This window comes from Isoptericola sp. NPDC055881, from assembly GCF_053615895.1.
In genome coordinates this window covers 1-12,369 of record NZ_JBSHCR010000093.1, presented here as the reverse complement: position 1 = coordinate 12,369, position 12,369 = coordinate 1, and the positions used below count along the sequence as shown (strand labels likewise).

Here is a 12,369-nt window from a genome sequence, read left to right as displayed (position 1 = left end):
GGGTACGGAAAGGGCGAGAATTCGTGGTCGAGTTCTCGCCCTTTCCGTACCCACAACGATCCGGGTCACCTGCGGCGGGCGACGAGCGCCGCGACGGCGCGCCAGCCCAGCATGGTCACGCCGAGGAACACGGTGGTGACGACCGCGAACGACACCTCGACGCCGCCCACGCCGAGCACGGGTCGCAGCGCGAGGCCCAGCACGACGGTGGCGCACCAGACGACGACGCCGGCAGGCCACAGGCGCGCGGGAGCACGCCACGCGCGGGCCACGAGCCACCCGACGGCGAGACCCGCGACGAACGGCAGCCCCACCAGCGCGACGTGACCGAGGTCGCCGGACGTCGCGTGGCTGATCGTGCCCACCACGGTGAACACGACGACGCACACGAGGTCGCCGACGGCGGCGGGCCACACGGGCCGGGTCACGGGCACGACGGGGGCGGTCGGAGCACTCACGGGGCCGAGGCTACCCGTCACAGCTCGTGCACCCCGCCGGCCGTCGCAACCTCGACCGGGCCGTCGTAGGCCGACCGTGCCTCGGCGAGCGCGACCTCCGGCGCGTTCCACACCGGCAGGTGCGTGAGCAGCAGGCGGCCCACCCCCGCGCGGGCGGCGGCCTCCCCGGCCCGGCGGCCGGTGAGGTGGATGCCACGCTCGACGCCGTCGTCGCGGCCCTCCTGGAATGCCGCCTCCACGAGGAAGAGGTCGGCGCCGCGAGCGCCCTCGACGAGGCCGTCGCACGCGTCCGTGTCCCCCGAGTAGGCCAGGGTGGCCCGCTCGCCGGGCCGCAGGCTCGACGGACCGGTGACGCGGACGCCGTACGCCTCCACCGGGTGGTAGACCGTGAACGGCTCCAGCTCGAACGGGCCCACCCGCACGACGCTGCCGGGCTCCCAGGGCCGCACGTCGTACTCGCCGTCCATCGACTCGCCCGGCCCGAGCCCGTACATCGCCGCCGCACGCTCCGCGGTCCCGCTCGGGCCCAGCACCGGCAGGCGACGGCCGGCGCCGCTGCGCACGCCGCCCCGCTCCGGGTGGTAGCGGAGGTACACGTACAGGCCGCAGAGGTCGGCGCAGTGGTCCGGGTGCAGGTGGGACAGGCCGACGGCGTCGACGTCGAGCGGGTCGACGTACCGCTGCAGCGCGCCCAGGCCGCCGTTGCCGAGGTCGAGCACCACGTTCCACTCCCGCTGCCCGTCGTGCGCCTGCAGGAGGTACGTGGACGCGGGCGACGCGGGGCCCGGGAACGAGCCGGCGACGCCGACGGTGACGAGCCTCATGCGGCCTCCACGAGGGACACCTCAGGCCCCAGGAACCGGCGGGCCAGCTTCTCGAACGGCTCCGGGACGCCCGTGGACAGGAAACGGTGCACCGGCGGCGGCGCGTCCACCGAGCGCTCGAGGTCGTGCTGCACGAGGTTGCGGTAGACGTCCTTCGCGGTCTCCTCGGCGCTGGAGACGAGGGTGACGTCCTCCCCCATCACGTACGACACGGCGCCCGCCAGCAGCGGGTAGTGCGTGCAGCCGAGGACGAGCGTGTCGACGCCCGCGGCCCGCACCGGGTCGAGGTAGCGGTGCGCGACCTCGAGCACCTCGGGGCCGGACGTCTGCCCGCGCTCCACGAGCGGCACGAAGTCCGGGCACGCCTGCGTGGTGATCTCCAGGCCGGGCGCCACGTGGAACGCGTCCTCGTATGCCCGCGAGTCGATCGTCGCCTTGGTCCCGATCACGCCGATGCGGCCGGTCTTCGAGGCGAGGACGGCGCGCCGCGCGGCGGGCCGGATCACCTCGACGACGGGGATGCCGCGGCGCACCGTGTAGCGCTCGCGCGCGTCCGGCAGCGCGACGGCCGTGGCGGAGTTGCAGGCGATCACCAGCATCTTCACGCCCTCGTCGACCAGCCGGTCCATCACGGCGAGGGCCATCGCGCGCACGGCCGCGAGCGGCTTGGGCCCGTACGGGCTGTTGGCCGTGTCGCCCAGGTAGAGCACCTGCTCATGGGGCAGCTGGTCGAGGATGGAGCGTGCGACGGTGAGCCCGCCGACGCCGCTGTCGAAGATCCCGATGGGGGCGTCGTTCACGCCAGGCAGCCTAGTCGCGACGGGCGGTCAGAACCGCGGCAAGTGAGCGGCGACACGGCGTGGCGCCCGCCACAACAGGGCCGCGACCTGCGGTCATGGGGTCGCGCGCCCGGCCCTGAGGTCGGCGAGCATCTCCTCCACGAGCGACTCCTGCGCGAACCCCGCGGCCACGAAGACGCCGCCCCAGTAGCGCCGCTCCGCGCCGGACAGCCCGACCCGCTCCCAGCCGGCGACCTCGTCCCCGGCGTCCCCGTCATCACCGGTGGAGCCCGCGTCGTCGCCGTCATCCGCGTCGTCGCCGTCGTCACCGTCCAGCCAGTCGTCTTCGTCGTCCTCGACACCCGCGAGGACGTCGTCGTGCAGGGTCTCGACGTCCGCGTCGTCCACCAGGCCGAGCCGCTCGGCCAGCACCAGCCGCAGGTCGGTCAGCGCCCCCGCGAACTCCTGCGCGGCCTCGCGCGCCACGACGATCTCCGCCCCCGCCCGCGGGTCGTCCGGCAGCTCGTCGGGCGCGTCCACGGCGTCGGCGAACGCGACCAGGCGCGCGACCTTCCCGGCTGCCAGGTCCGTCTGCGTGAGGTGGCGGAACTCGGACGCGACGTCCGCGTCCTCCTCGTGCGCGTCGGGGAGCAGCCGCTGCACGGCCGGGTCCTGCGGCACGCGCGCCACCCCGGTGAACGCGACGCCGTCGCCGACCTCGATCCCCGGCTCCAGGCCGGACTCCGCGCGCACCAGCTCCGCGACGTCGCGCGCGACACGCGCGAGCACCTCGCGCTCGACGTCGTCCCACCGCGCGACGTAGCCCGCCGGCGCGGACCGGAACGGCGTCACGCGACGCCCCCCTCGGACTCGCCCGACTGCCGCAGCGTGGCCCACAGCCCGAAGCCGTGCATCGCCTGCACGTCCACCTCCATGCGCTCGCGCGGTCCGGACGACACGACGGCCCGGCCGTCATGGTGCACCTGCATCATCAGCTTCTCCGCCCGCGCGGGCGGGTAGCCGAAGTAGCTCTCGAAGACGTAGCTCACGTACGACATGAGGTTCACCGGGTCGTTCCACACGATCGTGACCCACGGGTCGGCGACGGCCGTCGTCGCCTCCGCCTGCGTCTCGCGCTCCACCTCGGTCGCGACCGCCGTCACGCGCGTCGTCGTCTTCCCGTCCACCGTCTCACCCTAAGCACAGCCGAGGTGCGGGCGTCGACCGTCCGTCAGGCGGTCCCCGACAAGCCGGATGGGCGCGCGCGCCCTACCGTGTCCCCATGACCGACGAGCCCCGGGGCAGCGTCGCCCCGTCGCCCGACGCCGCGCCGCCCTCTGCCCCCCTGCACGGCCTCCTCGCCCTCCCCGCCACCGTGCCCGCCGCGCCCCTGCCCGCCCTCCGGCCCTCGGTGGCGCTGCTCACGGACCGCTACGAGCTGACGATGCTGCAGGCGGCGCTCGCGGACGGCACGGCGCACCGCCACTGCGTCTTCGAGGTGTTCACGCGCCGGCTCCCCGCGGGCCGCCGGTACGGCGTGCTCGCGGGCACCGGCCGGATCCTGGAGGCGCTCACGCACTTCCGCTTCGGGGACGCGGAGCTCACCTACCTCGAACGGGCCGGCGTCGTCGACGACCGCACCCTCGACTTCCTGCGCGGGTACCGCTTCACCGGGAGCATCCAGGGGTACGCCGAGGGCGAGGTCTTCTTCCCCGGCTCCCCCGTGCTGCAGGTCGAGGGCACCTTCGCCGAGGCCGTGCTCCTCGAGACGCTGATCCTGTCCATCCTCAACTACGACTCGGCGATCGCGTCCGCGGCGTCGCGCATGACGAGCGCGGCCGTGGACCGGCCCGTGCTCGAGATGGGGTCGCGGCGCGCCCACGAGCAGGCGGCCGTCGCTGCCGCGCGGTCCGCCGTGGTGGGCGGCTTCGCCGGCACGTCGAACCTCGAGGCGGGCATGCGGTACGGGCTCGAAACGATCGGCACGGCCGCGCACGCATTCACCCTGCTGCACGACGACGAGCGCTCGGCGTTCGACTCGCAGGTCGCGTCGCTCGGGTCCGGCACCACCCTGCTGGTCGACACCTACGACGTGCGGCGGGGCGTCGAGAACGCCGTCGCCGCGGGCGGCACCTCGCTGGGGGCCGTGCGCCTCGACTCCGGTGACCTCGGCGTCCTCGCGGTCGAGGTGCGGCGCCAGCTCGACGAGCTCGGCGCCACGGGCACCAAGATCGTCGTCACGTCCGACCTCGACGAGCACGCCATCGCCGGGCTGGCGGCCATGCCGGTGGACGTGTACGGCGTGGGGACGTCGCTGGTCACCGGTTCCGGCGCCCCGACGTGCGGCATGGTCTACAAGCTGGTGGCGCGCGCCGACGCCTCGGGCGTCCTGCAGCCGGTCGCGAAGGCGTCCGCGCTCAAGACGAGCCAGGGCGGGCGCAAGGGCGCCGCCCGGCGCTTCGGTCCAGACGGCCGCGCCGTCGCGGAGGTGCTCGTCACCGGGCCCGACGACCTCGTGGTGGCGTGGTCGCCCGAGGACGGGGCGTCGGCAGGCTCGGCATCGGCGGCATGGCCCGACGAGACGGACGACGGCGCACGCCCGGACCTGCGCAGCCTGCTCGTCCCCCTCGTCGTGGACGGCGCCGTCGACTCCCGGTGGGTGGGCGCATACGGCGTCCAGAACGCCGCCCGGCACCACCTGCAGGCCCGCGCGGAGCTGCCGCGCGGCGGTCGGCGCCTGTCGGCCGGCGACCCGGCGATCCCCACCGTGGACCTCGTCCTCTCCTGACCGGGCGGACGGAGGTCGGCGGCGGCCGGGACGGCCCGGTCCGCTACTTCTTGCCGCTACTTCTTGCCGACGAACCAGCCCCGCACCATCTCGACGCGCGCGGCGAGCTGCTCGGCGGTCGCCAGCGGCACCTCGGGACCGCCGCAGCGCCGGCGCAGCTCGTTGTGCACCGAGCCGTGCGGGGTGCTGGACTTGCGCGCCCACGCCGAGACGAGCTTGGACAGCTCCTTGCGCAGGTCGGCGGCCCGTCGGTGCTCGGCCTCCGACTGCTCCAGCGCGGCCTCGGACGACGTGGCGCCGCCGCGGCCGCGCACCTGCTGCGCCTGCCGCTGCCGCAGCAGCGTGGTCACCTGGTCGGCCTCCAGCAGGCCCGGCAGCCCGAGGAAGTCGAGCTCCTCGGCCGACCCGACGTCGGCCCCCGTGCCGAACTCGCCGCCGTCGAACAGCACCCGGTCGAAGGAGGCCTGCGCCTCCAGCGCCTCGAACGAGCCCAGGAGCTCCCCCGACGCCTTCTCCTCCCGGTTCGCCGCCGCGAGCAGCTCGGCCTCGGGGTCGTACTCGATGCCCTGCTCCTCGGCCGTCTTCGGACGGTCCAGCGCGTGGTCCCGCTCGATCTCCATGCCGTTGGCCAGCTCGAGCAGCAGCGGCACGCTCGGCAGGAACACGGACGCCGTCTCGCCGCGCTTGCGCGCGCGGACGAAGCGTCCGACGGCCTGCGCGAAGAACAGCGGGGTCGAGGTGCTCGTGGCGTAGACCCCGACGGCGAGCCGCGGCACGTCCACGCCCTCCGACACCATGCGCACGGCCACCATCCACCGGGAGGTGCCCTGGGCGAACTCGTCGATGCGGGCGCTCGCGCCGTCGTCGTCGGACAGCACGACCGTGGGGCTCTGCCCCGTGAGCCGGGCCAGGTGGCCCGCGTACGCGCGCGCGTCGGTCTGGTCGGTGGCGATGACGAGCCCGCCGGCGTCCGGGACGACGCGGCGCATCTCCGTGAGCCGCTTGTCCGCCCCCGCGAGGACCGACGGGATCCACTCGCCGTTCGGGTCCAGCGCCGTGCGCCAGGCCTGGGCGTGCATGTCCTTCGTCATCGCCTCGCCGAGCCGGGCGCTGACCTCGTCGCCGGCCTTCGTGCGCCAGCGCATGTTGCCGGAGTACGTCATGAACAGCACGGGGCGCACGACGTGGTCGCGCAGGGCGTCGCCGTACCCGTACGTGTAGTCCGCCTTGGACCGGCGGATGCCCTCGCGGTCCTCCTCGTACGTGACGAACGGGATCGGTGCGGTGTCGGAGCGGAACGGCGTGCCCGTCAGCGCGAGGCGCTTCGTGGCGTCCTCGAACGCCTCCCGGACCGCCTCGCCCCAGCTCAGGGCGTCGCCGCCGTGGTGCACCTCGTCGAGGATGACGAGCGTGCGGGCGGCCTCCGTGCGGGCGCGGTGCAGGGCCGGCTTCGCCGCGACCTGCGCGTAGGTGAGGGCGACGCCGTCGTAGTGCGAGCCGTGCCGGCCCTGGCTGTTCTTGAACGACGGGTCGATCCGGATGCCGACGCGCGCGGCGGCGTCGGCCCACTGGTGCTTCAGGTGCTCGGTGGGCGCGACGACGGTCACGCGGCGGACGATGCCGGCCTCCAGCAGCTCGGTCGCCACGCGCAGCGCGAACGTCGTCTTGCCCGCACCGGGCGTCGCGACCGCGAGGAAGTCACGCGGGTCGCGCCGGCGGTACAGCTCGAGCGCCTCGGCCTGCCAGGCACGCAGGTTGGACGCCGTGCCCCACGGCGCACGACGCGGGAACGCCGGGCTGAGGTGGGACGCCGCCGACGAGGACGGCGACTGCGGCAGGGGCTTCGCCGCGGGCTCGTCCGCCGCGGCGAAGAGGTCGAAACCGTCGGGGTCGGGGGTGGGCTCGGGCTCGTTCAGCGGCTGCGCGCTCACTTGCCGGAGTCGCCCTCGCCGCCCTCGCCGTCCTGAGGGTCGCGAAGACCGTCGTAGATCTCCTTGCAGACCGGGCAGACCGGGAACTTCGACGGGTCGCGGCCGGGCACCCACACCTTGCCGCAGAGCGCGATCACGGGCTTGCCCGACAGGGCGGACTCCATGATCTTCTCCTTGCGCACGTAGTGCGCGAAGCGCTCGTGGTCGCCCGGCTCCGCCGCCTGCTCGCGGGTGTCCGGACGCTCCAGCACGCTCGTGCCGGCCCCGGTGTCCTGCGAGGGGTCGGCAGGCGGGGTGGAGAGGGGATCGCTCATGCCGGGAAGTCTACGACGCACCCCCCGACGCTCCCGTGCCACGACCGCCCCCGCGCCGCGGATCCGGGTACGGATCACAGACCCTGCCAGCCGGGCTTGGACGCGAACGTCTGGCGGTAGTAGTCGCCGAGCTGCAGGCGGGAGGCCGCCGCGTCGTCGACCAGCACGGTGGCGTGCGGGTGCATCTGCATGACCGTGCCGGGCCACATCGCGGAGATCGGGCCCTCGACGAGCTGGTGCACCGCCTCGGCCTTGCCGCGGCCGGTCGCCAGCAGCACGAGGTGGCGGGCCTCCATGATCGTGCCCAGCCCCTGGGTGAGGCAGTGGGTGGGGACCTGCTCGACGTCGTCGTCGAAGAACCGGGCGTTGTCCACGCGCGTCTGGTGCGTGAGCGTCTTGATGCGGGTGCGCGACGCGAGGGAGGACCCCGGCTCGTTGAACGCGATGTGCCCGTCCGTGCCGATCCCGAGGATCTGCAGGTCGACGCCTCCCGCGTCCTTGATCGCCTGCTCGTACGCGGCGCAGGCCGCAGGCAGGTCGTCGGCCAGACCGTCCGGCCCGAGCACCTGGTCCGCCGGCCACTCGACGCGGGACCCGATCTCCGTCTCGATGACGTTGCGGTACCGCTGCGGTTGCTCCGCGGGCAGGCCCACGTACTCGTCGAGCATGAAGCCGCGGGCCTGCTCGAACGAGAGCCCTTCCTCGCGGTGCCGTCGTGCGAGCTCGTCGTACACCTTGAGCGGGCTCGACCCGGTCGCCAGCCCCAGGACGGTGGCCGGGTCACGGCGCAGCAGGGTCTCGATCGCGTCGGCCGCGTGCACGGCAAGCTCTTCGGCGGGGGCGATCACGACTTCCATGCGGCTCTCCAGTCTCTCGTGCGGCCCGGCGGGCGGGCCGTCCTCGCGTCCGCGGGCGCCCCCGGGGCGCCCTCGGCATCACATCATGTCGCGCGCCCGGCCGGGCGACGCTCAGTCCTGCGGTGCCGGCGCGGGCGCCGGCGAGTTGAGCATGGGCGTGAGGCGGGCGTCGAACTCCCGTGCCAGCGCCGCGACGTCGCCGCCGTCCGCGATCCGGCCGAACAGCTCCTCGTACACGCCCTCCTCCTCGATCGACGCCCAACCGGGCGCCGCCGGGGTGAGCTTCGAGGCGGCAGCCGTCCGCACGAGGGCGCGCCCGAACTTGTCGCCCTTCATGACCTCCTGGGCGTCGGAATTTGCCGGCCCGAGGCCGCTGCGGGCCAGGCGGGTCTGGAACTCGTCCGAGAAGACGACCCGCAGCACGTCCTCCGCCAGGTCGGGGCTGGGCGACGTGGCGGACACCGCGATGTTCGACCCGCCGGCGAACACGGGGGCCAGGCCGCCGTCCACCCCCGGCAGGGCGAAGATGTCGAACGTCGAGGCGTCCTTCATGCCGTCGCGCACCAGCTCGCCGTCGTCGTTGCGCACCAGCCCGCCGATGGACCACCGCGCCCACGCCGGCGCCATGATGGTGGCCGCCGCGGGCGGCGCGTCCTCGACGCCGTCGTTGAGGAAGTCCCAGTAGGAGACGTCCTTCTCCGTGGACGGCAGGTACGACGCCTCGCGGTACACGTCCTGCCACATCTCGAGACCCTCGACCGACTTGGCGTCGGACAGGGTCGAGACCCAGTCGTCGCCTTCCTTGACGGCGAGCTCGCCGCCCGTGGCGAACACCCAGGAGATGCCGTTGCGCCAGTCCTGGCCACCCATCGCGAAGCCGGCGTGGTCGTCGTCGGTGAGCGCCTTGACGGTCTCGCCGAACTCGGCCAGGGTCTCCGGCTTGTCGTACCCGGCGGCCCGCCACACGTCCTTGCGGTAGAAGACGTAGCGTGAGCCGAAGTAGTACGGCAACGCGTAGTGCCGGCCGTCGACCGACCCCGCCTCGACGAAGGAGGGCAGCAGCTTCGCGCCGCCGAGCTCCTCATAGAGCTCCGGGGAGATCTCCCGGAACGCGCCGGACGTGGTGAACGTCGGCGACTGGGTGTTGCCGATCTCGACGACGTCCGGCGTCGTGGCCGGGTCGCCGAGCGCCTCCGTGAGGTTCGCGACGAGGTCGCCCCACTCCTGCTGCTCGATGGTCAGCGTGGCGCCGGGGTGCTCGTCCTCGAACGCGGTCACGAGGTACTCGCGGAGCTCGGGCGTCGTGTCCGTGCCGACGAGCCACATCGTGAGGTCCGTGTCCGGGGCCGCGTCCTTCGGGTCGTCGCCGATCGCGGAGCACCCGGTCAGGGCGAGGGCCACCACCCCGGCGACCAGGACCGACGGCCCGACGCCGATCCCGAGAGGCGGGCGGCGCGTCACGACGCCATCCCCCCGGCGACCGGCCGGCCGGCCGCCGTCCGGCCGGCGACGTCGCGGCCCACGACCGCCGCGCCCACGGCGCCCACGGGCACGTGGCCCGGGGCGAGGGAGACGCGGTCGGCGAGGTGCAGCGAGGTGAGGAAGCCCGACGCCCGGGACTCGCGCGCGAGGGCGTCCCGGACGACGTCGAGCAGCGGCTGGCCCAGCTGGGCCACGCCGCCGCCGAGGACCACCCGGGGGACGTCGACCGTCAGGACGAGCATGCGCACCGCCGCGGCGACGGCCGACGCGTACGCGTCGCGGGCCTCGAGCGCCCCGGGGACCCCCTGCTCGGCCGCCTCGAAGAGCTCGACGGGCGCAGGACGCCCGGTGCTCGCGGGCCACAGGCGTGCCACGGCCGTGCCGGAGGCATAGAGCTCGAGGCAGCCCCGCTGCCCGCAGGGGCACACCGGGCCGGTGGGGTCGACGGGCACGTGCCCGATCTCGCCCGCCGCGCCGCCGACGCCCCGTCGCAGCGCGCCGTCCAGGACGAGCCCGGCCGCGAGCCCCGTGCCGAGGGCCAGGAACGCCAGGTCGACGCGCGAGCGGGACGTGCCCGTGGCGGCGGCCTCGAGGTGCGCCGCTCCGAGGGCCGCGACGTTGAGGTCGTTCTCCAGTCCGACAGGCAGGCCGCCGAGCTCGGCGCCGAGCAGCTGGGCGAGCGCGAGCGGCGCGGCGTCCACGCCGAGGTTGACGGCGTGGCGGACCGTGCCGGCGTCCGGGTCCACGAGACCCGGGACGCCCACACCCACCCCGGCGAGGTCGGCGACGCCGACGCCGGCCTGCAGCGCCACCTCGCGGGCGGCGCGGGCCGCGCCCGCCACCACGCCGCGCGGGCCGCGCTCGGTGGCCAGGCGCGCCTGCGCCACGGTGGCGCCCTCGGCGTCGAGCAGGACGGCCAGCGTCTTCGTGCCGCCGATGTCGAGCCCGACGGTGGGCCCGGCGCTCAGGGTTGCGTCCACGTCAGCCCTTCACCGCCCCGGAGACCAGGCCGGACGTCATCCGCCCCTGGACGAAGAGGAAGAAGATGATCACCGGCACCGCGATGAGCGTCGAGGCCGCCATGACCTCGGCCCAGTCGATGCCGCGGTTGACCGACGCGGACAGGAAGCTGCGCAGCCAGATCGGCAGCGTCTGGCGGTCCTCGGCGGGCAGGAGCACCAGGGCGGTGGTGAACTCGTTCCACGCCTGCAGGAACGCGTACACCCCCGACGCGACGAGGCCGGGTGCCAGCAGCGGGAACGTGATCCGCAGGAACGCCTTGGTGCGCGACAGCCCGTCGACCATGGCCGCCTCCTCGAGCTCCGCCGGGATGCCCGCGACGAAGCCGCGCAGCATCCAGATGGTGAAGGGCACCAGCATCGCGGTGTAGAGGATCGAGATGCCGAGCACGGAGTTGAGGCCGAGCACGGGCGCGCTCTCCCCCACCGTCGAGAGCATCTTGTACTGCGCGATGAACAGGCCTTCGGCGGGCAGCATCTGGATGAACAGCACGGCCAGCACGAAGCTGGTGCGCCCGCGGAAGCGCCAGCGGCTGATGGCGAGCGCGGCGAGGAACGCGAAGGCCAGCACGAGGACGATGGTCACCGCGGTGATCATCAGGCTCATCCGCAGCGCCCCGCCGAAGCCGGAGTCCGTGACCACGCTCGTGAAGTTCGACAGCGTGAAGTGCGTGGGCAGGAAGCTCGGCGTGCTGGACTGGAGGCGGGCGTTCGGCGTGACCGCCGACAGCAGCATCCAGTAGACGGGGAACACCCAGACCAGCGACACCACGATCCCCAGCACACCCAGGAGCACCTTGCCGGGGCGCAGCCGCGGGCGTCGGGGCGCGGGGCGCTGGGGCCGCGCCTCCACCGCGACGGGGCGCGGGGCGGTCTCGGTCGCGGCGGTCATGCGGCGTCCTCCTTCATGAGGCTGCGGACGTACGGCGCGGACAGCAGCACCGTGAGCAGCAGGACGAAGATCGAGACGGCCGCGGCGCCCGAGAAGTCCTGGCTGCCGATGCCGAGCTCGTAGATGAAGTTGCCCAGCAGGTTGGTCTCGGAGACCGGGGCGCCGGCGTCCTGGAGCAGGCGGATCTGCGCGAAGACGCGCAGGTCCCAGATGATCTGCAGGAGCAGCACGATGGCGAGCACCGGACGGACCAGCGGCAGCAGGATGTGCCGCAGGATCTGCGCCGGGCGGGCGCCGTCCAGCCGGGCGGCCTCGAGGACCTCCTCGGAGACCTGCGTCAGACCGGCGTACAGCGACATCGCGACGAACGGGACGGACATCCACACGATGACGAGGGTCGCGACGAAGAAGAACGTCAGCGGCTGGGCGAGCCAGGCGTAGCCCTGGTACTGGTCGAGGCCGATCTGCACGAGCAGCCAGTTGACGACGCCGGAGCGGTAGTCGAAGAGCCACCGGAACACGGTCACGGCCGCCACGAGCGGCGTCGCCCAGGCCAGCAGGAGCACGACCTGCAGGGTGAGGCGCACGGCGGTGTGGACCGCCTTCATCAGCAGCGCCAGGCCGAGCCCGATCGCCACGGTGAGGAACGCGTTGACCAGGCAGAAGACGATCGAGCGCCCGACGACGGCCCAGAGCCGGTCGTCGGAGAAGATCCGGGCGTAGTTGTCCAGCCCCGCGAACGTGGGCGGCGCGCCGAACTGCTGCATCATGCCGTACTGCTGCAGCGAGGTCACGACCTGCCAGTACACGGGGTACCCCAGGCCGACCAGGAGGATCAGCACGGCGGGGATCAGCAGGAGGTAAGGGGTGGCCGGCGTGCGCCGGCGGCGGATCGCGATGGCGGACGCGGGCGGCGGCGAGGTGGTCGGCGCCATCGGCCCGGTGGGCGTCGTGGTGGTCATGCGGTCCTCCTTCCCGGGGTCGTGGGTGACGGGCGGAGCGGCGCCGGTCGCGAGAACCGCTGT

13 protein-coding genes are annotated in these 12,369 nt (G+C 73.9%); 1 reads left to right on the top strand and 12 read right to left on the bottom strand.

Annotated elements, in window-relative coordinates; genetic code table 11:
- Window positions 1-65: 65 nt before the first annotated feature.
- The 5 genes from ACWGKI_RS19155 to clpS all read right to left on the bottom strand — a co-directional run bounded on the left by ACWGKI_RS19155 (window position 66) and on the right by clpS (window position 3,224).
- Complete coding sequence (locus ACWGKI_RS19155; RefSeq protein WP_452189143.1) at window positions 66-458, bottom strand: DUF3054 domain-containing protein; 393 nt, start codon at window positions 456-458, stop codon at window positions 66-68.
- A 17-nt stretch (window positions 459-475) separates the two neighbouring features.
- Window positions 476-1,282: an MBL fold metallo-hydrolase gene (locus ACWGKI_RS19150; RefSeq protein ID WP_380244526.1), complete on the bottom strand. Its 807-nt coding sequence runs from the start codon at window positions 1,280-1,282 to the stop codon at window positions 476-478.
- Entirely contained in the window at window positions 1,279-2,082 is an 804-nt protein-coding gene (gene murI / locus ACWGKI_RS19145; protein ID WP_380244527.1) for a glutamate racemase, read from the bottom strand. Before murI ends, ACWGKI_RS19150 begins: the two co-directional genes overlap by 4 nt.
- A 93-nt stretch (window positions 2,083-2,175) precedes the next feature.
- Window positions 2,176-2,913, bottom strand: a complete 738-nt coding sequence (locus ACWGKI_RS19140; RefSeq protein WP_452189141.1) for a DUF2017 family protein — start codon at window positions 2,911-2,913, stop codon at window positions 2,176-2,178.
- Window positions 2,910-3,224: an ATP-dependent Clp protease adapter ClpS gene (gene clpS / locus ACWGKI_RS19135; RefSeq protein ID WP_380244536.1), complete on the bottom strand. Its 315-nt coding sequence runs from the start codon at window positions 3,222-3,224 to the stop codon at window positions 2,910-2,912. The genes ACWGKI_RS19140 and clpS overlap by 4 nt, the downstream gene beginning before the upstream one ends.
- A gap of 119 nt (window positions 3,225-3,343) precedes the next feature.
- On the opposite strand from clpS, the gene ACWGKI_RS19130 reads away from it, so the two are divergent.
- The gene (locus ACWGKI_RS19130) at window positions 3,344-4,849 is read left to right on the top strand and encodes a nicotinate phosphoribosyltransferase (RefSeq protein WP_452189139.1); all 1,506 of its coding nucleotides are present in this window, start codon (window positions 3,344-3,346) and stop codon (window positions 4,847-4,849) included.
- 56 nt (window positions 4,850-4,905) lie between these two features.
- Here ACWGKI_RS19130 and ACWGKI_RS19125 read toward each other — a convergent pair whose 3' ends face one another.
- The 7 genes from ACWGKI_RS19125 to ACWGKI_RS19095 all read right to left on the bottom strand — a co-directional run bounded on the left by ACWGKI_RS19125 (window position 4,906) and on the right by ACWGKI_RS19095 (window position 12,306).
- Window positions 4,906-6,687, bottom strand: coding sequence for a DEAD/DEAH box helicase (locus ACWGKI_RS19125; RefSeq protein ID WP_380244537.1), 1,782 nt, complete (start codon window positions 6,685-6,687; stop codon window positions 4,906-4,908).
- An 89-nt stretch (window positions 6,688-6,776) separates the two neighbouring features.
- Entirely contained in the window at window positions 6,777-7,094 is a 318-nt protein-coding gene (locus ACWGKI_RS19120; protein ID WP_380244530.1) for a DUF3039 domain-containing protein, read from the bottom strand.
- 74 nt (window positions 7,095-7,168) lie between these two features.
- Window positions 7,169-7,951, bottom strand: coding sequence for a glucosamine-6-phosphate deaminase (gene nagB, locus ACWGKI_RS19115; RefSeq protein ID WP_452189137.1), 783 nt, complete (start codon window positions 7,949-7,951; stop codon window positions 7,169-7,171).
- Window positions 7,952-8,062: 111 nt separating this feature from the next.
- Window positions 8,063-9,412: an extracellular solute-binding protein gene (locus tag ACWGKI_RS19110; protein WP_452189135.1), complete on the bottom strand. Its 1,350-nt coding sequence runs from the start codon at window positions 9,410-9,412 to the stop codon at window positions 8,063-8,065.
- Entirely contained in the window at window positions 9,409-10,413 is a 1,005-nt protein-coding gene (locus ACWGKI_RS19105) for an ROK family protein (protein ID WP_452189133.1), read from the bottom strand. The genes ACWGKI_RS19110 and ACWGKI_RS19105 overlap by 4 nt, the downstream gene beginning before the upstream one ends.
- A gap of 1 nt (window position 10,414) precedes the next feature.
- Entirely contained in the window at window positions 10,415-11,344 is a 930-nt protein-coding gene (locus tag ACWGKI_RS19100; RefSeq protein ID WP_380244534.1) for a carbohydrate ABC transporter permease, read from the bottom strand.
- On the bottom strand, window positions 11,341-12,306 hold the full coding sequence (locus tag ACWGKI_RS19095) for a carbohydrate ABC transporter permease (protein WP_380244535.1): 966 nt from the start codon (window positions 12,304-12,306) through the stop codon (window positions 11,341-11,343). The genes ACWGKI_RS19100 and ACWGKI_RS19095 overlap by 4 nt, the downstream gene beginning before the upstream one ends.
- Window positions 12,307-12,369 lie beyond the last annotated feature (63 nt).